Origin of the sequence: Neorhizobium galegae, assembly GCF_021391675.1 — a bacterium.
Lineage (GTDB): Bacteria > Pseudomonadota > Alphaproteobacteria > Rhizobiales > Rhizobiaceae > Neorhizobium > Neorhizobium galegae_B.
This window is the reverse complement of record NZ_CP090095.1, coordinates 2,556,442-2,579,275: the sequence shown is the minus strand read 5'-3', so window position 1 is coordinate 2,579,275 and position 22,834 is coordinate 2,556,442. Positions and strand designations below refer to the sequence as shown.

15 protein-coding genes are annotated in these 22,834 nt (G+C 62.7%); 9 read left to right on the top strand and 6 right to left on the bottom strand.

The genetic code is table 11. The features are described from left to right. Positions 1–8: 8 nt before the first annotated feature. Positions 9–1,151, bottom strand: coding sequence for an ROK family transcriptional regulator (locus LZK81_RS12815; RefSeq protein WP_233953525.1), 1,143 nt, complete (start codon positions 1,149–1,151; stop codon positions 9–11). 135 nt (positions 1,152–1,286) lie between these two features. Here LZK81_RS12815 and LZK81_RS12810 point away from each other — a divergent pair, with 135 nt between their 5' ends. From LZK81_RS12810 to LZK81_RS12790, 5 genes are all read left to right on the top strand, one after another. Then, on the top strand, positions 1,287–2,822 hold the full coding sequence (locus tag LZK81_RS12810) for an ABC transporter substrate-binding protein (RefSeq protein ID WP_233953524.1): 1,536 nt from the start codon (positions 1,287–1,289) through the stop codon (positions 2,820–2,822). An 86-nt stretch (positions 2,823–2,908) separates the two neighbouring features. Beyond that, complete coding sequence (locus LZK81_RS12805) at positions 2,909–3,829, top strand: ABC transporter permease (protein ID WP_233953523.1); 921 nt, start codon at positions 2,909–2,911, stop codon at positions 3,827–3,829. Continuing rightward, positions 3,829–4,695 carry an ABC transporter permease gene (locus tag LZK81_RS12800; protein WP_046607426.1) on the top strand — a complete coding sequence of 289 codons (867 nt, stop codon included), beginning with the start codon at positions 3,829–3,831 and terminating at the stop codon, positions 4,693–4,695. Before LZK81_RS12805 ends, LZK81_RS12800 begins: the two co-directional genes overlap by 1 nt. After that, positions 4,692–5,711: an ROK family protein gene (locus tag LZK81_RS12795; RefSeq protein ID WP_233953522.1), complete on the top strand. Its 1,020-nt coding sequence runs from the start codon at positions 4,692–4,694 to the stop codon at positions 5,709–5,711. The genes LZK81_RS12800 and LZK81_RS12795 overlap by 4 nt, the downstream gene beginning before the upstream one ends. A 57-nt stretch (positions 5,712–5,768) precedes the next feature. After that, a complete protein-coding gene (locus LZK81_RS12790; protein WP_233956543.1) occupies positions 5,769–6,506 on the top strand; it encodes a copper homeostasis protein CutC in 738 nt (245 codons plus the stop codon). 173 nt (positions 6,507–6,679) lie between these two features. Here the strand turns inward: LZK81_RS12790 and LZK81_RS12785 are convergent, their stop codons facing one another. The 4 genes from LZK81_RS12785 to LZK81_RS12770 form a co-directional block, all read right to left on the bottom strand. After that, positions 6,680–7,330, bottom strand: coding sequence for a helix-turn-helix domain-containing protein (locus LZK81_RS12785; RefSeq protein WP_052753671.1), 651 nt, complete (start codon positions 7,328–7,330; stop codon positions 6,680–6,682). 117 nt (positions 7,331–7,447) lie between these two features. Further along, positions 7,448–7,798, bottom strand: coding sequence for a hypothetical protein (locus tag LZK81_RS12780; RefSeq protein ID WP_052756735.1), 351 nt, complete (start codon positions 7,796–7,798; stop codon positions 7,448–7,450). Between the two features lie 115 nt (positions 7,799–7,913). Then, positions 7,914–8,534, bottom strand: a complete 621-nt coding sequence (fixJ, locus tag LZK81_RS12775; protein ID WP_046607428.1) for a response regulator FixJ — start codon at positions 8,532–8,534, stop codon at positions 7,914–7,916. Then, positions 8,521–10,038, bottom strand: coding sequence for a PAS domain S-box protein (locus tag LZK81_RS12770; protein ID WP_418936438.1), 1,518 nt, complete (start codon positions 10,036–10,038; stop codon positions 8,521–8,523). The genes fixJ and LZK81_RS12770 overlap by 14 nt, the downstream gene beginning before the upstream one ends. A 308-nt stretch (positions 10,039–10,346) precedes the next feature. On the opposite strand from LZK81_RS12770, the gene LZK81_RS12765 reads away from it, so the two are divergent. From LZK81_RS12765 to LZK81_RS12755, 3 genes are all read left to right on the top strand, one after another. After that, positions 10,347–11,888 carry a UbiD family decarboxylase gene (locus LZK81_RS12765; RefSeq protein ID WP_233953521.1) on the top strand — a complete coding sequence of 514 codons (1,542 nt, stop codon included), beginning with the start codon at positions 10,347–10,349 and terminating at the stop codon, positions 11,886–11,888. A gap of 216 nt (positions 11,889–12,104) precedes the next feature. Next, on the top strand, positions 12,105–14,288 hold the full coding sequence (locus LZK81_RS12760) for a putative bifunctional diguanylate cyclase/phosphodiesterase (RefSeq protein ID WP_233953520.1): 2,184 nt from the start codon (positions 12,105–12,107) through the stop codon (positions 14,286–14,288). A gap of 174 nt (positions 14,289–14,462) precedes the next feature. Continuing rightward, positions 14,463–17,405, top strand: a complete 2,943-nt coding sequence (locus LZK81_RS12755; protein WP_233953519.1) for a PAS domain-containing protein — start codon at positions 14,463–14,465, stop codon at positions 17,403–17,405. Positions 17,406–17,571: 166 nt separating this feature from the next. Here LZK81_RS12755 and LZK81_RS12750 read toward each other — a convergent pair whose 3' ends face one another. Further along, positions 17,572–18,828: an AGE family epimerase/isomerase gene (locus tag LZK81_RS12750; protein WP_233953518.1), complete on the bottom strand. Its 1,257-nt coding sequence runs from the start codon at positions 18,826–18,828 to the stop codon at positions 17,572–17,574. Between the two features lie 170 nt (positions 18,829–18,998). Here LZK81_RS12750 and metH point away from each other — a divergent pair, with 170 nt between their 5' ends. Further along, entirely contained in the window at positions 18,999–22,772 is a 3,774-nt protein-coding gene (gene metH / locus LZK81_RS12745) for a methionine synthase (RefSeq protein ID WP_233953517.1), read from the top strand. Positions 22,773–22,834: the final 62 nt, after the last annotated feature.

Here is a 22,834-nt window from a genome sequence, read left to right as displayed (position 1 = left end):
GAGAAACCTCAGTTGGAGTTGGGGCCGATCAGGAAATTATGGGCTGCGATGCTCGCCGCACCCCGCGCCCAGACATCGCCATCGACGCGCTTGATGCGGATCGGCGTCTGGCCGGCGTAACGCGGCAGCACGTTGGTTTCGATTGCCTGGTTGACCACCGTACCGAACAGGCCGTCGAACGAGCCTTCGACATGGGTGATCAGGATCAGGCCGGGGTCGTTGATCTGGATGAGGTTGGCGATCGCCAGTCCCAGCCCCGAGCCGGCGCGGTGCAGGATGCGGATCGCGGCGGCATTGCCGGTCGAGGCCTCGTTCTCGATGTCGGAAAGCGAGACGCATTCGAGCCCTTCGGCGCGCGACATTTCCTTGATCGCCTTCATCGAGGAGACCGTGTCGAGGCAGCCGCGCTTGCCGCAGCGGCAGGGGGAGCCGCCGGGCTCGATGGTGCAATGGGCAATTTCCCCGGCGCCGCCGTGATTGCCGCGATAGAGCTTGCCGTCGATGAAATGGGCGCAGCCGATTCCGTCGCCCAAAGAGACGACGCTGAAACTCTGGATCTCGCGGGCGCTGCCGAACAGTTTTTCGCTGACGGCGACCGCCTTCGCGTCGTTCTCGATGAAGGTCTCGACGCCGGAGCGTTCGCGGATGATTTTTGCCAGCGGCACGTCCTGCCAGTTGAGCAGCGTCGACTGGACGCAGTTCGACTGGGTCTCATCGACGAACCCGGAGAGTGCCACGCCGATGCCGGACAGTTTTTCCATCGCCTCCGGATGGGCTTTGAGCAGGCTCGGCAGGCCCTCGGTGATCGCCTCGGCGATGACCTGCGGATCGCGCGACAGCGGCATCGACTGGCGGGCGATGATCTTGCCGTTGAGGTCGCAGAGGATCATCGGCGCCGGATCTTCGAGCAGCGAGATGCCGACGAAGAAGGCGCATTCGGGGTGCAGGTCGAGCCGCACCGACGGGCGACCCTGGCCATAGACCGTCTCGGTTTCGTGCAGCACGCCGAGGTCGATCAGGTCGCGGGCAATGCCGCTCATCGCCGCCTTGCTCAGGCCCAGCAGGTTCGCCATCTCGGTCCGGCTGAGCGGACCGGACTCGCTGATGACGCGCACGAGCTGGCGCTGGGAGGAGGTGAGAAGAGCGTTCAAGGCGGCTGTTTTCTGCTGGTGAATGTGGCTTGACACTAAGTTTAGAAAATGAACAAATCAACGCCAATAAATTATAAAAATGATCTAAGGCGGCAACGTCCGCCCTCATGTCAACAAAACCAAGGGTGAACAACCATGACCATGTTCCTGAAAAGCCGTCATTTTGCGCTTGCCTGCGCGGTTGCCGGCAGCCTCGTGTTTCCAGTCGCGGCCAGTGCCGCGACGCTCAACGTGATGCAGACCGAAGCCCCGCGCTCCATGGATCCGGGCGACCAGACCGCGACCTATACGGCAGCCCTGCTCGATCCGATGTATGAAGGCCTCGTCAAGCGCGATCCCGATCTGTCGCTGAAGCCGGCGCTCGCCACCGAATGGTCGGCAGATGCTTCCGGCCTCGTCTGGACCTTCAAGCTGCGTCCGGGCGTCAAGTTCCACGACGGCACCGCCTTCGATGCCGATGCCGTGGTCAAGAATTTCGCCCGTCATCTCGATACCAAGCGCGGCCTTGCCGCCAGCGGCCGGTTGCGCACCTTCCTCGAAGGCGTCACCGCCGTCGACCCGACGACCGTGCAGTTCAAGCTGAAGACCCAGTACCCGGCCTTCCTCGCGCTTCTGACGACCGGCCCCTGCCTGATGGTCAGCCCGACCGCGGATGCCGCCGGCACGGTCGGTTCGAAGGCGGTCGGTACCGGCCCCTACAAGCTGCAGGAATACAAGTCCGGCGAATACGTAATCCAGGCCAAGAACACCGACTGGTGGGGCGGCGCGCCGAAGGGCGAAGACCTGATCAAGTGGACCTGGACAGCCGAGCCTTCGGTCATGAACATGGCGCTGCAGACGGGCGATGCCGACGTCATCAACCCGTTCCCGGCCGCGTTTGCCGCACAGGTCAAGGCAAACCCGGAGATGAAGCTTTCGACGACCGACGGTTCGGCCGTGTTCTGGGTGTCGCTCAACACCAAGCTGAAGCCGCTTGACGACGTGCGCGTCCGCCAGGCGCTGAACTATGCGACCGACCGCGACGGCATCGTCAAGGCGTTCATGAACGGCTATGCGACGCCGGCGAATTCGCCGCTCGCACCGGTCACGCCCGGCTACGACAAGACGCTCAATCCCTATCCGTACAATGTCGAGAAGGCCAAGCAGCTCCTGAAGGAAGCCGGTTATCCGGACGGGTTCGCGATGTCGACCATCGTGCAGGAGCAGGAGTCGCGGATCGGGGAACTGCTGCAGGCGATGTGGGCCAAGGCCGGCGTGAAGCTGGACGTGCGCAAGATGGAAGGTGGCGTCTGGTCGAAGGCGGCCTTCCAGGATCCGGCCGGCAAGGAGAAGGACAATATCGGTTCGTCGATCGCCTCCTGGTCGTCGGGCGTAAACGGCGCCGACCTGCAGTTCCGCCCGCTCTACTACACGAAGAGCGCGTCGCCCGCCGGTGCGAACCTCGGTTTCTTCTCAGATGCCAAGCTTGACGAGTTGATCGACAAGGCCGCCTCGACGCTCGACGAAAAGGCGCGCAACGCGATCTATGTCGATGCCCAGAGACAAGTGAACGAGCAGGCGCCGCATGTTCTGCTCTATACCAAGCAGGACCTGTTTGCGACGCGCGCCAGCGTCAAGGGTGCGTGGGTCATTCCGGGTGGCCTGATCGTCGTCAAGGACGCCAAGAAGTAATATCAACAGTGCGGCGGATGGGGAAAACCGTCCGCCGTTTCCTTTTATGAAACATGGGGCCGGGAACCGGGCTCCAGGACAGGCGCATGAAAGCCTATATCCTCAAGAAATTGCTGGCTCTGCCGCTGATCCTCATCGGCGTGTCGCTGCTGGTCTTCGTGGCGATCCGTGCGCTGCCGGGTGATCCGGCGCGGCTGATGGCCGGACCCGAGGCGACGCAGGAGGCGGTCGACAACATGACCGTTCGGCTCGGCCTCGACCGCAGCCTGCCGGCGCAATATGCCTCGTTTGCCTATGGGGCGGTGAGGGGCGATCTCGGCACCTCGATTAAGTCGAAGCTGCCGGTCGTCGACGAGATCGCCGAGCGCCTGCCGTTCACGATCGGGCTCGCGATTACCGCCTATCTGATCGCCATCGGCATCGGTGTACCGGCCGGGATGATCGCGGCGATCTACCGGCATGGCTGGCCGGACCAAATCGTGATGATTCTTGCGATTGCCGGGGCCTCGATCGCCAATTTCTGGCTGGCGCTGATGGCGATGAATACGTTTTCCGTGCAGCTCGGCTGGCTGCCGCTGCTCGGCGCCGCGTCCTGGAAGAGCTTCATCCTGCCGTCGATCACGCTGGCGGTGCTGCCGACCGCGGTCATCGCCCGCATGACCCGTTCCAGCATGATCGAGGTGATGAGCCAGGACTATATCCGCACGGCTTACGCCAAGGGCGTCCTGCCGAGGAACATCTACTGGAGCCATGCGCTGCGCAATGCGCTGCTGCCGATCATCACCATCGTCGGCTTGAATTTCGGCAGCCTGATGGGTGGCGCGGTCGTGACCGAATCCGTCTTCAACTGGCCGGGCATCGGACGTTTCCTTGTCGATGCGGTGCGTTACCGCGACTATCCGGTCATCCAGGGCGTGACGCTCGTCGCCGTCACCGGCGTGGTCATCATCAATTTTCTGGCGGAAATGCTGATCGCCTTCCTCAACCCGAAGATAAGGTTCGACTGATGGCATCTGTTGACACCGATATCGCGTCGCGCCGGCCTGCGGTCTACCGGGGACTGCGCTGGATGGCGACCCATCGCAGCATCACCATCGGCGGCTTCCTGATCGGCATTATCCTGGCTGCCGCGATCTTCGCACCGCTGATCGCGCCGGCCGACCCTTACGTGCAGGACCTTTTGGCGACCATGGAGCCGCCGTCGCTCGCGCATCCGTTCGGCACCGACGACAACGGCCGCGATATTTTTGCCCGCGTCATTTTCGGAGCCCGCATTTCCTTGGCTGAAGTGGTCCTGGCCGTCGGGCTGGCGGTGCTGGTCGGCGTGCCGCTCGGCATCCTGTCGGGCATGAGCGGCCGCTACGTCGATCAGGCGATCATGTGGACGATGGACATCCTGTTTGCCTTTCCCGGCATCGTGCTCGCCATCCTGATCGTCAGCGTGCTCGGCTCCAGCCTGATCAACCTCCTGATCGCCATTGCCATTTTCTCGGTGCCGGTCTACGCCCGCCTAAGCCGCAACCTGACCCTCGGCCTGAAGGGCATGGACTATGTCGAAGCTGCCGTCTCGCTCGGCATTTCGCGCCGCCGCATCATGAGCCACTATATCCTGCGCAACGCGATCGGGCCGATCATCGTGCAGTCGACGCTGACCGCCGGCACCGTCATCCTGTCGGCCGCGAGCCTGTCGTTCCTCGGCCTCGGCGCCCAGCCGCCGCTGCCCGAATGGGGCGCGATGATGAGCGACGGCCGCAACTATCTCGGCCTCAACATCTGGATGTCGCTGTTTCCGGGCCTGGCGATCATGATCACCGTGCTCGGCTTCAACATCCTCGGCGACGGCCTTCGCGATCTTCTGGATCCGCGCAAATGAGCATCGCCGCCACACCCCGCACGACGGGCCAGCCAGCACCTGGCAGCGTGGGACCGGCAAAGCCGGTCTTCTGCGTCGATATCGGTGGGTCGTTCATGAAATTCGCGGTCTCGCCGGCACCCGGCGCGCTGGTGCCGCTCGAAAAGGTAGCGACGCCGGCCGCGGACTGGCACGAGCTTGGCGCGTCGCTTTCAGCGCTGATCCAGCGCAATGCGCATGCGGGGGATCCGGCTTCGCCGTTGGCGCTGTCGATCGCCGGCCTCATCGATCCCAGAAACGGCATCGCCACCTCGGCCAATATTCCCTGCATCACCGGACGGCGGATTGGCGACGAGCTTTCGGCGATCCTGGGGCGGCCGGTACTGGCTGCCAATGACGCGGACTGCCTGACGCTTGCCGAAGCCAACGAGGGCGTCGGGCGCGGTCATTCGGTGGTCTTCTGCGCCATCATGGGCACCGGCATAGGCGGGGGCCTCGCAATCGATGGCCGGCTGGTGCGCGGGGCAGGCGGCGTCACCGGCGAGTGGGGCCACGGACCGATCCTCAACACCAGTGTCGAGCTCGATGGCGAGACGCTCCATATCCCGCGTTTTTCCTGTGGCTGCGGCCAGTCGGGCTGTGTCGATACAATCGGCGGAGCGCGCGGCATCGAACGGCTGCATCATTTCCTGCATGGCTGCGAAGAGACAAGCTATCGGATACTCGAGGATTGGCAGGTCGACGAGGCGAGGGCTGCAAGGACCGTCGCCGTCTATCTCGAACTGATCGCCGATCCGCTGGCCCTGTCGGTCAATGTCACCGGCGCCTCGATCGTGCCGGTCGGCGGCGGGCTCGCCTCGGTCACGCCGCTCATCGATGCGCTGGACCGGGCGGTACGCAAGCGCATCCTCAACCGCTTCGATCACCCGCTGGTGACACCGGCGCTGCGGCAGGAGGATGGCGGGCTGGTCGGTGCCGCCGTGCTCGGCCATCAAAGCGCCGTCCACGGTCGCGAAAGTGCCGTTCAAGATCATTAAAGTGCCTTTCAGGGGCGCCCGCTATTACAAGAGTGCCGGTCATCAAGGAGACTGATCCTGTCCATCCTGCTCGAAGTCTGCGTCGATAGTCCCGAAGGTTTGGCGGCCGCCATCGCCGGTGGCGCAAACCGCATCGAACTCTGCGCGGCACTCGATGTCGGCGGGCTGACGCCGCCGCCGGGCATGATCGCGCTTGCCGCCAAGGCCCCGATCCCGGTCTATGCGATCATCCGGCCCCGCGCCGGCAGCTTCGTCTACGCCGCCGACAACGAGGCGGCGATGATGGCCGATATCGATGCGGTGCGGGCGGCGGGCCTCGCAGGCGTGGTGATCGGCGCGAGCCGACCGAACATGACGCTCGACATGGGCTTGCTCAAGCGGCTGATGGCGCATTCACAAGGCCTCGGGGTGACGCTTCACCGCGCCTTCGATCTTGTGCCTGATCCGTTTGAAGCCCTGGAACAGGCGGTCTCGCTCGGCGTCGAACGCATCCTGAGCTCCGGCCTCAAGGTCAGTGGGCCGGAGGGGACCGAGATGTTGAAGATGCTGGTGGAGCGGGCGGGGGACAGAGTGTCGATCATGCCCGGCGGTGGCATCAACCTCGTGACCGTCGAACGGGTGGTGCGCGAAACCGGGGTGCACGAGGTCCACAGCTCCTGCCGCCGGCCCGTCGAAGGCAAGGATGAGCGCGCCATTGCCTTCGGTTTCCAGGCGCCTGTTTCCCACGAGACGAGCAGCGAGATCGTCCGGCAGATGCGCGGTTTGCTCGATGAACTGGAAGTGGCGCGGGACTGATGCTCAGGTGTCTGCCGGTCGGCAGGCACGACTTTGCGACAGGCCGCCGGGGGACGACGACCTGCCGCTCGGCAGTTAGGGAGGATGTTACGAATAGAGGAGATAGGCACTTCCATGGTCAGCGGACGACCGCCATCGTCCGCTCATGCACTGCTATGCACTGTCATTCACTGTCATGCGCAGAGGCTGCGGAGTGCTTCGTGCTTCTTGATCTCGATGCAACGAATGCTCCGCAGTGTGATAAGGCCGGCCGCACGGAGTTTTGCGAAAACGCGCGACACCGTTTCGATCGTCAGGCCTAAATAGTCGGCTATATCAAGCCGGGTCATGGGTATGTCGAAATATTCGAGCCCGCCCTGGCGTTCCGCCATGTCGACGAGGAAGCCGGCGATACGTTCCACCGCCGTCTGGCGGCCGATCATCATGATATGTTCCTGGGCGCGCAGCATGCCGCGCAGCGCCAGAGAAAGCAGTTCCGGCAAGGCCTGGTCGTTGGCGGCGCGGCTGATGGCGCGCAGCCCGGTCGGAGCGATGGCTTCGGCGAAGAAGCTGTGGGTCCGGTCAGCCTCGAACCCGAAAGTTTCTCCGGCCAGATGGAAGGCGATGACCTGCCTCCTTCCGTCCGACAACAGGCGGTGAATCCGCACGGCACCGAATTCGACGTGATAGAATGTACCTGCCTTGTCGCCGGGGGCGTAGATTTCGGCGCCGGCATTGAAGGTCGTCACAGAATTGGCCCGGAAGAGACCCGCCGTCTGGGGTGCGATCACGATCTGGCTCTTGGTGAGCTGCAACTTCGTGGCATGAGCGGCTGCGGTGTGCATCTTCAGGTCTCCCCTTGCTGTAGTGTCAAGATGACAGAAGACGTGCAGGGGAAAAATTGGGTTGTATCACTAGGGGGATATACGTAGGGGCGGGAGGGAGGACAGCTTCGAGCCGGCTCAGGCCGTGAGCGCAAGGTTCTTGACGAGACCCAGGAGATCGGCGCCGTTGAACGGCTTGGCAAGGCTCAGGATCCGGCCGAGTTCGCCTTCGATGGGTGGAGACATACCGTCGGTGAGCAGGATCACTGCCTGACCCGACTGGAGCAGGCGCTGCAGGATATCGCTCGAAGAGCGCAATACCTGGTCGTCGATGATCATGCACAGCGTCGGACCCAGTATGACGGTGCTCTTGCGCCAGGATTCATGCGCCTCGACCCGGTAGCCCTCTACCTCGAGTGCGAATGTCAGCGACTGCCTGAGACCGAGATCGGGCGCGATGACGACTATGCTTCTCGCTTGTGATAACACCAAACTTCCCGCGCGGGTGGGGGCAGCCGGAGAGCCGCTCAAATCAGATATCTAGGGCCTGCGTGGGGAGTAGCGCTTTGCGATAGATCAAGAAATTCCAATATTTTTCCGCCGTTCAATGGGGGCCGAAACCGGCGGCGATCGCCATGCGAACGAGTTGCGGCAGGCTTTTCGCCTTCATCTTGGCCATGACGTTGGCGCGATGCACCTCGACGGTGCGGGGGCTGATGTCTAGATCGTAGGCGATCGACTTGTTCGGCAGACCCGCAACCACGGCCGCCAGCACCTGCCTCTCCCGGTCGCTCAGGCTTTCAAGCCGCGTTTGAACCTCGGCAAGGTCGTCCGTATCGAGCATTTTATCCGACAGCAGCTCGGCGGCCCGCTGGATCGCTTCGATGATGACCGTGTCGCCGAACGGTTTTTCGATGAAGTCGACAGCGCCTGCCTTCATCGCCTCCACCGCCATCGGCACGTCGCCATGGCCGGTGATGACGATCGAAGGAATGCCGGTCCGGCTGGTTGTCAGCTTGCGGATCAGTTCGACGCCGGTCATGTCCGGCATCCTGAGGTCGGTGACCAAAACGCCGTTTCGCACGCTCGGCGCGAACTGCAGGAAGGACGAGGCGGTTTCATGCATGCGCACGGCGAAGCCGTTCATGGTCAGCATGAAGGCAAGGGACTTTCTGACCGGCTCCTCGTCGTCGACGATATGGATCGTGTAGTCACCCGTCTGCATTCTCGCGTTCCTCCTTGTCGATCGGGAGTGTGAAACGGAACGTCGCTCCTCCGGCCGCATTGCGTGTCACCGTCATCTCGCCGCCATGCGCTTCGACGATGCGCTTGGAGATCGAAAGCCCTATTCCCATGCCGCCGGCCTTGGTGGTGACGAAGGGTTTGAAAAGCTGATCGGCGATCTCTTCGGGAATGCCGGGGCCGGTATCCTGGACGATCACCTGGATCATGTCTTCGTCCTCCTGGAGGGTGCGGATGACCAGTTCCCGCCGCTGGCTGTCGCGCATCGCCTCGATGGCGTTGCGCATCAGGTTGGTGAGCACCTGCTGGACCTGAATGCGGTCGACGGTGACCATTTCCGGTCCTTGCGCGAACTCGAAAATCGCCCGGACACCTTTTTCGCGCGAGCCGACCAGCGCCAGGGCGCCGGCTTCCTCCACCAGGCGCCGGATGTTCTCCGGCGCCTTTTCAGTCTCGCCCTTGGTCACGAATTCCCGGAGGTGCTTGATGATCTGGCCTGCCCTCAGTGACTGATGCGCCGTTTCTTCCAGCGCTTCGCGCATGCGCACCGCGACGGCTTCGTCCATGTCGCGCAGAAGGCGTGCGCAACCATGCACATAGTTGGCGATCGCCGAGAGGGGCTGGTTCAGTTCGTGGGCGAGGGTGGATGCCATTTCACCCATTTCGTTGAGGCGGGCGAGCCGTGCGAGCTCTCCCTGGATCTCCTGCAGGCGTGCGGCCGATTCCTCGCGTTCGGTCAGGTCGCGCACGAAGCCGGTGAAGAATGTTTCCCCGCCGGTATGGGTCTCGCCGACAGCAAGCTTCATCGGGAAGGTCGAACCGTCCTTGCGCCGCCCGACGACCACGCGGTCCATGCCGATGATCCGCTTCTCGCCGGTCCTCAGATACCTTTCCATATAACCGTCGTGTTCGCGGTGGTAGGGTTCCGGCATCAGCATGCGCAGGTTCTGGCCGACAACCTCTTCTTCGCTGTAGCCGAACTGGCGGATTGCGGCGGCGTTGAAGGAGACGATCGTCCCGTCCCTTGTGCTGACGATGCTGGCATCGAGAACGGTGTCGAGGACGGAGCGAAGATGGGCTTCGCGGGAATCGGCCCTCGCCTGGGCTTTTCCGATCGCCTTGCGGGCGGAGTGAAGGATTTCGCCGAGCAGCGCGATCACCACGCCAATGAAGCTGAGCATGGCCATTTCCGAAAAAACGGCTCCCCGCGGCGTCAACTCCTTGATGATGTAGCCTGCCAGAACGGAAAGGGCCACCGCGAAAAGCGAGGCCCGCAGGCCACCGATAAGGGCGGCGACCAGGATCGGCGGAATGAAGAACGTGAAAGGTGCCCTTTCGTCGAGGACGCCATGCAGCGAAATGCGCAGCCCGAACGCGATCAGCACGCCGACGGTCGCAATGACATAAACCTCGGCGGGGGAAAACCGACGGCTCAAGAAAGACTGAATATAGTCATCCTTCTTTTCGGCGATCGTCTTGGAAGCCATGATGCCTAACCGAATCCGATCGTCTGGAGGAGGAACGCCATTCCTTTGTGCATTTGAAACCTGACAGCCTATCCCTGAAACCGTTCTAGCATGCGCGCCGATGCGGCGTCCAACGGCGGAAGCGGTTGTAGCTTAAAAAGCATATACTTTTGCGCGTTTATTTATGCCGACGTGCGGGCGGCTTCGAACGCTGGCCGATCACACCTCCCCGATGCGACCTGATACAACATTGTATAATTATATTTGATTTAATCAACTGTTCTGGCTAAAAACTGTCCTACGCAGAACGCGTTTTCGGGAGAGGAAGAATGACCGCCAATACGACAACCCAATCCGCCGCCGCGCTTGATCTCGACCGTTTCCGGTTGAAGAATTTCGTCGAGAGCCTGAGCGCCGACGAGCTCGAGATTCGCGAGGAGAAGGTCGATCTGGCCGATGTCGCGGCGATCCTGCAGAACAACCCAAAGGCCGTCTGGTTCAAAAATGCAGGTCCGGAAGGCCAGCAGCTGATCGGCAACGTGGTCGGCAGCCGTTCGCGTCTCGCAAAGGCTTTCGGCGTGCCCGCCGGCGACGTGGCGCTGGAAATGCGCCGCCGCCTGTCGCTGAAGCCGGAACTGGTGAAGCTTTCCGGTGACGAAGCGCCCGTGCAGCAGGTCGTGCTCTCCGGCACTGACGCCGACCTCCTCAAGCTGCCGGTCCACGTGCAGCACGCGCTCGATGGCGCGCCCTACATTTCCGCTACGATCGACTATACGATCGACCCGAAGGACGGCCGCTACAATTGCGGCATGCGCCGGCTGATGCTGCGCGGCCCAAAGGAAGCGGGCGTCGACCTGATTGCGCCGAGCGACCTGCGCGTCATGTACATGGCCGCTTCCGAGCGGGGCGAGCGGCTGAACGTTGCCTATGTGGTCGGCTGCCATCCGATCGACATGGTGTCGGCCACCATGAAGGAGCCGGTCGACGAACTGGAGCTGATCTCCTCCCTGCGCGGGGCGCCGCTGCCGGTCGTCAAATGCGTCACCAACGACATCATGGTTCCGGCCGACGCGGAAATGGTCATCGAAGGCTATTTCGACGAGCGCGGTTACGTGGAGAAGGAAGGGCCCTACGGCGAATATCTCGGCTATTACGGCGTCGTGAAGACCAATCCGGTCTTCCATGTCACGGCCATCACTCACCGCAGGGATGCGCTGTTCCAGACCGCGACCATCAGCGGCAATCGCATGGACTTCACCGATACCTCCAACCTCGAAGCGCTGCGCATGGAGATGAACGTCTGGAAGACGCTCCGCGATGTGGTGCGCCAGCCGGTCGCCGTCTACGCGCCGGTCGCCGCCGGCGGCTCGATGAGCATGCGCTTCTCCATCCGCCAGACCTATCCGGGCGAGGCCCGTTCGGCACTCTATGCGGTTCTCGGCGCCGTCGGCGTCAAGAACGTCTTCGTCGTCGATCCGGATATCGACATCTTCGACGACAGCCAGATGGAATGGGCGTTCGGTACTCGCTTCCAGGCCGACCGGGATCTGGTGATCGCGACCGGCGTTCGGCTGTCGCCGCTCGATCCGTCGCTTCATGGTTCCCGCTCCGGCGCCAAGGCTGGCTACGACCTGACCTGGCCGATGCAGCATGCCCAGAGCTGGGAGCTCGTCACGCCGCAGGCTCCATCCTATCCCGGCAAGCGTTTTCCCTCGCTCGAAGCGGCTTTGAAGGATGGCGCCAAACATTTCGAGGAGTTGATGGCCGCCGTCGGCAGCCGCGATGGCCGCGAGGTTGTCCGCGAACTCGACACCTTCCGCTGCAAGGGGCTGGAGCGCGACGAGCGCGGCCGTTACTATCTTCCCCGATAGGATGATCCATTTCGGGACATTGTGCCTTACCGAAGCAGCCTTCCGGGTCTAAATCCGGGAGGTTTTTCATTTTAAGTCGAGAAAGCTCTCTTCCATCCCGCTAAACGGGTGAGCCCCCTCCCAAACACCATTCATTTCTTGGGGGCGCCCCGTTATGCTTTCTCTAATGGATGGATTTCTATGGTAGTGCTACTACCGCCCTCCTCTGGAGCAGAGATGTCTTACGCCGACAGCATCGATATTGCAGAGCGCAGACGGCTCGACGCTCTGGCGAACTACCGAATCGCGGGCTCGGGGCCTGAAAACCGTTTCGACCGAATCTGCCGTTTTGCCTCCGAGCTTTTTTCCACGCGTATGGCTTTCGTGACGCTGATCGAAGAAGATCGGCAGTGGTTCAAGGCCTGTTCGGGTCTCGATATCGAGGAGACCCACCGATCCGAAACCTTTTGTGATCACACGATCCGCACGGACGATGTCCTTGTCGTCTCCGATGCGCGACTGGATGCGCGGTTCTCCGGCCTGCCAATCGTCTCCGGCGAACCATTCATCCGGTTTTATGCCGGCGCGCCGCTGATCTCGCCGGACGGTTTCCGGCTCGGAGCGCTGTGCATCGCCGATACGCATGTGCGAGAAAGTTTCTCCGAGCGGGAAAGGCGAACGCTCGCCGGCCTTGCCGCCATGGTCATGGAGCACATGGAATTGCGTCGCGAGGGCATACCGCAGGCGACGGCTGCCAACTTTGCGGATGCCACCGATCTCTCGCTGATCACCGTCGATCCCACCGGCCGGGTCGAGTTCGTCAACCAGGCGGCGCTCGATATGTTCGGCTTCAGCCGGGAGGAGATGGTCGGCGGCTCGCTCGACCTGATCGTGCCCGAACGTTTCCGCGCCGCTCACAACGCCGGTCTCGCGCGCGTGGCCGCGGGCGGCAGTTCCATGCTCAAGGGCAAGACCGTCGAGATTTCGGCATGCCGCAAGGATGGCTCGGAGTTTCCGGTCGAGATGGCGCTTTCGATCTGGCACGATCAGCGCGGCGTCGGCGTGGGCGCCATCATCAAGGACATATCCGAACGCCGCGACCGCGACGTCCGGCTCCTGAGGCTGGCAAGCCAGGATACGCTCACCGGCTTGTGCAATCGACACCGTTTCGAGGACCTTCTGCGCGAGGAACTGGCGCGCAAGCGGCCGCTTGCCGTGCTGCTCTTCGATCTCGACGGGTTCAAGGACGTCAACGATCGCCTGGGGCACGGCATCGGCGATTCCCTGCTGCAGGCGATCGGTGTCAGATTGCCGGCCGTCCTCGACCGCAACGTCACGGTCTCCCGGTTCGGCGGCGACGAGTTTGCTATTCTCATTCCCGGAACCGGGGACCCTCTCGTCGCTCAGAAAACTGCAAATGCGGTCATCGAGGCTTTCAAGATACCGTTCGAGGTTGCCGGGCATACGTTCCGCATCGGGGCGAGCGTCGGCTTTTCGCTTGCGCCCAACCATGGTTCCGATTCCGAGGAGCTCATCGCCAGTGCCGACTTCGCGCTCTACCGGGCCAAGCAGGCCGGCGGCCGGGTCGTGCGCATGTTCGAACAGTCGATGCGCAACGAGACCCTGGCAAAGCGAATGCTGCGGGACGAATTGCTGCGGGCGCTGGACAAGAACGAGCTGGTGCTGCACTACCAGCCGCAGGTGACGCTCGATACCGGCGAGGTATTCGGCGTCGAGGCGCTCATCCGCTGGCAGCATCCGGAGCGCGGGCTCCTGTCGCCGGCCGCCTTTCTCCCGGCTCTGGAGCAGAGTTCGATCGCGCTCGACGTGGGCTTCTGGGTGCTCGACCAGGCGGGCCGCCAGATGGCCGCCTGGGATGCGGCCGGGTATCCGCCGATCAAGATGGGCATCAACCTGTTTCCGGCGCAGGTCCGGGCCGGTGATCTGGCGCGCAGCGTCGTCGACCTGATCGCACGCTACGCGCTCGATCCGCATTTCCTGGAGATCGAGATCACCGAAACGGTCACGCTCAACGACGACGACCAGTCGCTCGAATCGATCCAGGCGCTGCGCGAACTCGGCGTCGGCATCGCCTTCGACGATTTCGGCACGGGCTACGCTTCGCTCGGTTCGCTGCAGCGCTATCCGCTGACGACGCTCAAGATCGACATGGGGTTCGTGCGCGATCTCCTGACCAAGCCGCGCGATGCCGCCATTACCCGCGCGCTGATCGCGCTCAGCAGGGAACTGGGGTTGAAGACGATTGCCGAAGGCATCGAGACCGAGGAGCAGGAGGCGGCGCTTCGCCTGATGGGCTGCGAGGCCGGGCAGGGCTATCGTTACGGCAAGGCGATGCCGGCCGACGAGGTTGCCCAGCTTTTCGTCCAACCGGTGGAAAAGCAGCGGATCCGGATCAAGTAATCCGGCCTGATCCCGCACAGGTCGGTACCGGAACCGGGAGCAAAATCGGGGCGTTAGATGTCTTTTAGCGTATCGCGATAATCCCGTGGGAGATTTCCCGAGCCCTCCTGATTTCAATTGTCAATAATGGCGGAAACCCTATAACCTGTGATGCATTGGCATCAGGGACGGCGCATGTTCAGACTGACGGAGCTTTCCGCAATCGATCTGAATCAGTTGTTCAATCTCTCACCCAATCCCTATGTCATACTCGACCGGGAATTGCGGCTTGTCGGAATGAACGACGCTTATCTGACGGTGACGGGGCGCAGCCGTGAAGAGCTTGTCGGCCGCACCATGTTCGACGCGTTTCCAAGCGAACCGGATTCTGTCCCGGGCCGGCTGTTGCGCCAGTCCTTCGCCAGGGTCCTTTCCACCGCTGAGGTGGATCATCTGCCGCTCATCCCCTATCCGATCCCAGGTCCCGATGGAGAGCTCGAGGATCGTTACTGGAGCGCAACCCATACGCCGATCAAGGACGAGGCGGGACGGCTGATCTTCATCCTGCAGCATACGGTGGACGTGACCGAGCTTCACCTGCTGCGCAGCCGGTCCGCGGGCGACGGCGCCCTCAGGGTGCATACGGATCTGATGCGCCGGGCCGATGCGGTCCAGGGGCAGAATGCCGCTCTCGGCGAGGAGCGGGAATATCTGCGCATGCTGTTCGAGCAGGCGCCCGGCTTCATGGCCGTGCTGCGCGGCCCGGAGCATGTTTTTTCGATCGTCAACAGGTCGTACCGGACGATCGTCGGCCGCGAGGACCTGATCGGCAAGACGGTACGCGAGGCTCTGCCGGATGTCGCCAGCCAGGGTGTCTACGAACTGCTTGACGAGGTCTACCGGACCGGCACGCCCTATAGCGCTTATGGCGCGCGGGTCGTTTTCCAGTCCCCCGAAAGCGCTGAGCCGGAAGAACGCTTTCTCGATTTCGTCTATCAGCCGATCCGCGATCACGACGGGATGGTCAGCGGCATTTTCGTGCAGGGCCAGGACGTTACGGAGCTTCGCCGTGCACAGGAGGCGGCCCGCGAAAACGAGGACCGTTTCAGGACGCTTGCCCAGTCCTTGCCGACACATGTGTGGACGGCGACGCCGGAGGGCCGGATGCAATGGTGCAACGACCAGATCTTCACCTATAGCGGCCTTGAGTCATTCTATTTCGACAGGGAGCGGCGCTCCGAGATGCTCCATCCGGATGATTCGCCCCGGATTGCCGCCGCCTGGGACGAGGCCTTGCGCACCGGAAGCCGGCTGGAGACGGAAATCCGCCTTCGGCGCCACGACGGCGTCTATCGCTGGTTCATCAGCCGTGCGGTGCCGATCAAGAATGCCGAGGGCGAGATCACCCTCTGGGTTGCCACCAATACCGATATCGACGAGCAGAAGAAGACAGAATCGGAGCTTTCAAGCCTCGCGGAAACCCTCGGCCACCGCGTCGAGGAAAGAACGATCGAGCTCGAGCGGACGCAGGAAGTGCTTCGCCAGAGCCAGAAGATGGAGGCGATCGGCAATCTCGCCGGCGGCATCGCCCATGATTTCAACAATCTCCTGCAGGTGATCACCGGCAATCTTCAGCTTCTCGGCCGGGAATTCGCGGGCAACGAAGTTGCCGAAAGGCGGTTGAACAGCGCGCTTGCAGGGGCTTCGCGCGGCGCTCGGCTTGCCTCGCAGCTTCTCGCCTTCGGCCGCCGCCAGCCGCTTTCGCCGAAGGTGATCAATCTGAGCCGCCTGATCCGCGAGATGGATCATCTCCTGAGGCGCAGCCTGGGAGAGGCGATCGAGATCGACACGATCGTCGGCGGCGGGCTGTGGAACACGCTGGTCGATCCGAGCAATGTCGAGAATGCGCTCCTCAACCTCGCGATCAACGCACGCGATGCGATGAACGGGCAGGGCAAGCTGACGATCGAACTCGGCAATGCCTATCTCGACGACGAATATGCGAGCCACACGTTCGACATCGAGGCCGGCCAATACGTTATGCTCGCGGTCACCGATACCGGTACGGGCATGACGGCCGACATTCTCGGCAAGGTCTTCGACCCCTTCTTCACCACCAAGCCGGAAGGCAAGGGGACAGGGCTCGGCCTGTCGATGGTCTACGGTTTCGTCAAACAGTCCGGCGGCCATATCCGAATCTACAGCGAGCCGGAAAACGGCACCACCGTGCGGATCTATCTTCCGCGATCGATGGAGGACGAGGATGTGGTCGCCGAAAATGCCGGTGGGGCTGCCCTCGGCGGAAACGAGACGATCCTGGTCGTCGAGGACGACGAAGCGGTGCGGGAAATCACGGTCAGCCTGCTTGCCGAACTGGGATACCGGGTCCTGCGAGCCAAGGATGCGGACAGCGGGCTTGCGATCATCGAAAGCGGCGTGCCGATCGACTGCCTGTTCACGGACGTGGTGATGCCCGGTCGGCTGAAGAGCCGCGATCTCGCCAAGAGGGCCAAGGAGCGACTGCCGCATCTCGGCGTGCTGTTCACCTCGGGCTACACCGAGAATTCGATCGTCCATGGCGGGCGGCTCGACCCGGGCGTCAATCTCTTGAGCAAGCCCTATACACGGGAGACGCTCGCCCGAAAAATCCGCCAGGTGATCGATCAGAATCGGCAGGCTCCACAGCCTCGCTTGCCGGAAAGCCCTTCAGAGGCGGGTTTGGCTGAGGCAGCTTCGGCCAAACCTGCCGTCGAGCAACCGTCGGCGCCGGATCTGCCGATCTCCGTTCTGCTGGTGGAGGACGAGGCGCTGATCCGCATCTCGACAGCCGATTTTCTGCAGGATGCGGGCATGACCGTGATCGAGGCCGGATCGGCTGCCGAAGCACTTGCCGCGGCCGGCAGCGATCCGATCGACATTCTCGTCACAGACGTCCATCTGCCGGAAATGAGCGGATTGCAGCTCTCCTTGAAATTGCGCGAAACGCTGGCCGATCTGCCGGTGATCTTCGCGACCGGCGACCGCAACGTGCCGGGATCGGAGACGCTCGGCAATACCGCGCTGATTACCAAGCCTTATGACTACGAACTGCTGACGAGCCGTATCCGGGCAATGGTGACGCCGCGGTCGGGCGGCTGATCCGTATTATCTCCGATGCCCTGCCGCTATTCGTCTTTCATGCCCGCCGCCACTTCGGTCTTGCGCAGCAGCCAGAGGATGACGATGCCGGCACCGGTCGCCGTCACGGCAACGATCCACATGCCGAGGCCGACGCAGAGCCCGATCGCGCGGTTTCGCGAAAACTTCAGATACGCCCTTCGGCCTCGACGATGACCTTCGTCAGGCTGCCGTTTGCCGGGAAGAGCGGAATGAGGCAGGCCTGCAGGGCGTGGTAGATATCGCCCTTGCCGGGGAAGAGGGTGTGGGCCGGGACGAGATCCTCGGTCAGTTCCTCGTGCCAGCCGCCGTGTCTGTGGTCTATGAAACGGTTGGCGATCGTACCCCAGATCCGCCGGTAGCTGTCCTCGTAGAAATCGTCGGCCGGCAGGTGCTCGTTGAGGAAGTGGGCGGCACCGGCTGCCTCGCACATCGGCCACCAGAGCTTGTTGGTCTTGGCGGGTTTGTCGCTCCAGTCGAGCGTATAGAAGAAGCCGCCCTTCTCCTTGTCCCAGCCCAGTGACATGGACTGGACGAACAGCGATTTCGCCGCATCCGGCATCCAGCCGTGCTTTTTGCCCCCGAGTGCCCAGAGCTGCAGCAGCAGGCGCGACCATTCCAGCCAGTGGCCGGGCGTGGTGCCGGCCGGGCGGAACATCTCGTCGGGATGGTAATAGTCCTTGTCGATCGTCCATTCGGGATCGAAATGTTCGGCAACGCGGAAACCAACGCTGCCGGCGGAGCGGCGGATAACGAGGTCGGCGATGCTTTCCGCCTTGTCGAGATAGACCTTCTCGCCGGTCGCTTCGAAAGCGGCCATCAGCGCTTCGGTGAGGTGCATGTTGGAGTTCTGGCCGCGATAGCTGCCGCCATCGATCGGCGACCAGTCGCGGTTGAATTCTTCCGCGATCGCACCGTGGTGCGGTTCCCAGAACCTGGTTTCCAGAACCTCGCTTATGTCGGCAAGCATCCGATCGGCGAGAGGGTGGCCGGCGACCTTTGCCGAAGAGGCGGCGAGCAGCACGAAGGCGTGGCCGTAACCCTGCTTGGCGGAATCGGCAGCGCCGTCATCGTTGACCTGCCAGAAATAACCGCCATATTCGCTATCGCGATGGCTCTCCCAGAGCGCGCGCATGCCGTGGTCGATGATATCACCGGCGCCGGGCCGGCCGAGCAGGTAGCCGATCGAGAAACAATGGACCATACGCGCCGAGGCATGGATGCCGCGAGTCGGATTGGCGCCGCCGAGGGCCAAGCCCTGGTCGTCGAGATCGAAGAAACCGCCCTTTGGGTTCATCGCCCGGTACTGGAAAAAATTGAAGAGCTCGTCGGCCTCGTTCAGGAGCCAGCGACGATGATAGGGAAGGCTCGCCCACTTGGCTTCTGTCTGACCGGTGTCGCTCATGAAAACCTCGGAATCGCTATGGCGGGGGCATTGTGATCAGAACGCCTATAACGCCCGGCCGGTTTCATGTCATCGACTATTCTATATCGCACGACACGCCGGTTATATATTGACATAAACATATCTTTATGCGGTTATTGATGTATCCGGAAATGATGAAGGGCAGTGCCATGTTCGACGAACTCTTTGGTCCCGAAGCCGCCGCTCGCGATGGCGCGGAGATTCTCTCGGCACTCAAGGCCGCGGCTCGTGAGCGCATCCTCATCCTCGACGGTGCGATGGGCACCGAAATCCAGGGCCTGGGTTTTGACGAAGGCCATTTCCGCGGCGAGCGATTTGCCGGATGCGCCTGCCATCAGCAGGGCAACAACGACCTCCTGATTCTCTCGCAGCCCCAGGCGGTCGAGGAAATCCATTACCGCTATGCCAAGGCCGGCGCCGACATCATCGAGACGAATACGTTCTCGTCGACCCGCATCGCCCAGGCCGACTATCAGATGGAGAACGCGGTCTACGACCTGAACCGTGACGGCGCGCGGCTGGCACGGCGGGCGGCGCTGAGGGCACAGAAGGAAGACGGCCGCCGCCGGTTCGTCGCCGGCGCCATCGGCCCGACCAACCGCACCGCCTCGATTTCGCCCGACGTCAACAATCCCGGTTACCGGGCGGTGACATTCGACGATCTGCGTTTCGCTTACGGCGAACAGCTCGACGGCCTGATCGACGGCGGCGCCGATATCATCCTGATCGAGACGATCTTCGATACGCTGAACGCCAAGGCGGCGATCTTCGCCTGCGCGGAGCGTTTCGAGGCGAAGGGTATCCGCCTGCCGGTGATGATCTCCGGCACGATCACCGACCTTTCCGGCCGCACGCTGTCCGGCCAGACGCCGTCGGCCTTCTGGTCCTCCATCCGTCATTCGAAGCCTTTCACGGTCGGCCTCAACTGCGCGCTCGGCGCCGATGCGATGCGGCCGCACCTGCAGGAACTCTCGGGCGTCGCCGACACGTTCATCTCCGCCTATCCGAATGCCGGCCTGCCGAATTCGTTCGGCGGTTACGACGAATCGCCGGAAGACATGGCCCGCCAGATCGAAGGGTTTGCGGCGGAAGGCCTCGTCAACGTCGTCGGCGGCTGCTGCGGATCGACGCCGGAGCATATCCGCGCGATTGCCGAAGCGGTCGCGCCGCACAAGCCGCGCGAAGTGCCGGAACATCGGCCGTTCATGTCGCTTGCGGGCCTGGAGCCCTTCGAGTTCACCAAGGACATCCCGTTCGTCAATGTCGGCGAGCGCACCAACGTCACCGGCTCGGCGAAATTCCGCAAGCTGATCACCGCCGGCGATTTTACCGCGGCTCTCGTGGTCGCCCGCGAGCAGGTTGAAAACGGTGCCTCGATCATCGACATCAACATGGACGAGGGCCTGATCGACTCGCAGCGGGCGATGGTCGAATTCGTCAACCTGATCGCCGCCGAGCCGGATATCGCCCGGGTGCCGATCATGCTCGACTCGTCGAAGTTCGAGATCATGGAAGCGGGCCTGAAATGCGTGCAGGGCAAGCCGGTCGTCAACTCGATCTCGATGAAGGAGGGCGAGGAGAAATTCATCGCCCAGGCCAAGCTGCTGCGCAATTATGGCGCCGCCGTCGTGGTCATGGCCTTCGACGAACAGGGGCAGGCCGATACCTATGAGCGCAAGGTGGCGATCTGCGAACGCGCCTACAAGCTCCTGACCGAAGAGGCGGATTTCCCGCCGGAAGACATCATCTTCGACCCGAACATCTTTGCGGTCGCGACGGGTATCGAGGAGCATAACGGCTACGGGCTCGCCTTCATCCAGGCGACGAAGACGATCCGCGAGCGCATGCCGCTGGTGCATGTCTCGGGCGGCGTCTCGAACCTGTCCTTCTCGTTCCGCGGCAACGAGCCGGTGCGTGAGGCGATGCATGCGGTGTTCCTCTACCACGCCATCCAGGCGGGCATGGACATGGGCATCGTCAATGCCGGCCAGCTGGCGATCTACGAGAACATCGATCCGGACCTGCGCGAGGCCTGCGAGGACGTCGTGCTCAACCGCCGCGACGATGCGACGGAACGGATGCTCGACATCGCCGAACGCTATCGCGGGACCGGGGCCAAGGAAGCCAAGGAGAGAGACCTCGCCTGGCGCGAATGGCCGGTGGAGAAGCGCCTTTCGCATGCGCTCGTCAACGGCATCAACGAGTTCATCGAGGGCGATACCGAGGAGGCGCGCCAGAATGCGGAACGGCCTCTGCATGTGATCGAGGGCCCGCTGATGGCCGGCATGAACGTGGTCGGCGACCTGTTCGGTTCGGGAAAAATGTTCCTGCCGCAGGTGGTGAAATCCGCCCGCGTGATGAAGCAGGCCGTCGCCGTGCTTCTGCCCTATATGGAAGAAGAGAAGCGCCTCAACGGCGGCGACCAGAAGAAGTCCGCCGGCAAGGTGCTGATGGCGACCGTCAAGGGCGACGTTCACGACATCGGCAAGAACATCGTCGGCGTCGTGCTTGCCTGCAACAATTACGAGATCATCGATCTCGGCGTGATGGTGCCGGCGACCAAGATCCTGGAGACGGCGATTGCCGAGAAGGTCGACATTATCGGGCTTTCCGGCCTGATCACCCCGTCGCTCGACGAGATGGTGCATGTGGCGTCCGAGATGGAGCGCCAGGGTTTCGACATTCCGCTGCTGATCGGCGGCGCGACGACCAGCCGTGTCCATACGGCGGTGAAGATCCATCCGCGTTATGATCGCGGCCAGGCCATCTACGTGACCGATGCCAGCCGCGCGGTCGGCGTCGTGTCCGCGCTTCTGTCCGAAGACGGAAAGCCGAGCTACATCAGCACGGTGCAGGCGGAATATGCCAAGGTGGCTGCGGCCCATGCCCGCTCGGAAGCGGAAAAGACCCGCCTGCCGATCGCGCGTGCGCGCGCCAATGCCGAGAAGGTCGACTGGTCGTCCTACCAGCCCAAGAAGCCGCAGTTCACCGGCACAAAAGTGTTCGAAACCTATGACCTGGCGGAACTGGCAAAATATATCGACTGGACGCCGTTCTTCCAGACCTGGGAGATGAAGGGGCGGTTCCCGGCGATCCTCCAGGACGAGAAGCAGGGCGAGGCGGCGCGCCAGCTTTACGCCGATGCGCAGGCGATGCTCGACAAGATCATTGCGGAAAAGTGGTTCCGGCCGCGGGCGGTGATCGGCTTCTGGCCGGCCAATGCCGTCGGTGACGATATCCGCGTCTACACGGACGAGAGCCGCAACGAGGAACTGGCGACCTTCTTCACGTTGCGCCAGCAGCTTTCGAAGCGGGATGGCCGCCCGAACGTGGCGCTGTCGGATTTCGTCGCACCGGTCGCGACGGGTCTCGACGACTATCTCGGCGGTTTCGTCGTCACGGCGGGCATCGAGGAAGTGGCGATCGCCGAACGTTTCGAACGGGCGAACGACGATTATTCGTCGATCCTCGTTAAGGCGCTGGCCGACCGCTTTGCCGAAGCCTTTGCCGAATGCATGCACGAGCGGGTCCGCAAGGAATTCTGGGGTTATGCGCCGGATGAGAATTTTTCCACGGAAGAACTGATCACCGAGGGTTACGGCGGTATCCGCCCGGCGCCGGGTTATCCGGCCCAGCCCGACCATACGGAAAAGGCGACGCTGTTCCGGCTGCTCGATGCGGAAGAGGCAACCGGCGTCATCCTGACGGAAAGCTATGCGATGTGGCCCGGCTCGTCGGTCTCAGGCCTCTATATCGGCCATCCGGCCTCGTACTATTTCGGGGTTGCGAAGGTCGAGCGCGATCAGGTCGAAGACTATGCCAAGCGCAAGGGCATGTCGATCGAGGAGATCGAGCGCTGGCTTGGCCCGGTCCTCAACTACGTGCCGGCGTCCGACCGGGATGCGGTAGACGACGCGGCCTGAGGAAGGACCGCCTGAGATTGCTCAAATGCAAAACGGCATCCGCGAGGATGCCGTTTTCCGTT

What these genes read in the sequence shown, in the direction of transcription:
- LZK81_RS12810 (WP_233953524.1), top strand. Translation starts at nt 1,287, where the DNA reads ATGACCATGTTCCTGAAAAGCCGTCATTTTGCGCTTGCCTGCGCGGTT.
- LZK81_RS12805 (WP_233953523.1), top strand. Translation starts at nt 2,909, where the DNA reads ATGAAAGCCTATATCCTCAAGAAATTGCTGGCTCTGCCGCTGATCCTC.
- LZK81_RS12800 (WP_046607426.1), top strand. Translation starts at nt 3,829, where the DNA reads ATGGCATCTGTTGACACCGATATCGCGTCGCGCCGGCCTGCGGTCTAC.
- LZK81_RS12795 (WP_233953522.1), top strand. Translation starts at nt 4,692, where the DNA reads ATGAGCATCGCCGCCACACCCCGCACGACGGGCCAGCCAGCACCTGGC.
- LZK81_RS12785 (WP_052753671.1), bottom strand. Translation starts at nt 7,330, where the DNA reads ATGCACACCGCAGCCGCTCATGCCACGAAGTTGCAGCTCACCAAGAGC.
- fixJ (WP_046607428.1), bottom strand. Translation starts at nt 8,534, where the DNA reads ATGCAGACGGGTGACTACACGATCCATATCGTCGACGACGAGGAGCCG.
- LZK81_RS12770 (WP_418936438.1), bottom strand. Translation starts at nt 10,038, where the DNA reads ATGGCTTCCAAGACGATCGCCGAAAAGAAGGATGACTATATTCAGTCT.
- LZK81_RS12765 (WP_233953521.1), top strand. Translation starts at nt 10,347, where the DNA reads ATGACCGCCAATACGACAACCCAATCCGCCGCCGCGCTTGATCTCGAC.
- LZK81_RS12760 (WP_233953520.1), top strand. Translation starts at nt 12,105, where the DNA reads ATGTCTTACGCCGACAGCATCGATATTGCAGAGCGCAGACGGCTCGAC.
- LZK81_RS12755 (WP_233953519.1), top strand. Translation starts at nt 14,463, where the DNA reads ATGTTCAGACTGACGGAGCTTTCCGCAATCGATCTGAATCAGTTGTTC.
- LZK81_RS12750 (WP_233953518.1), bottom strand. Translation starts at nt 18,828, where the DNA reads ATGAGCGACACCGGTCAGACAGAAGCCAAGTGGGCGAGCCTTCCCTAT.
- metH (WP_233953517.1), top strand. Translation starts at nt 18,999, where the DNA reads ATGTTCGACGAACTCTTTGGTCCCGAAGCCGCCGCTCGCGATGGCGCG.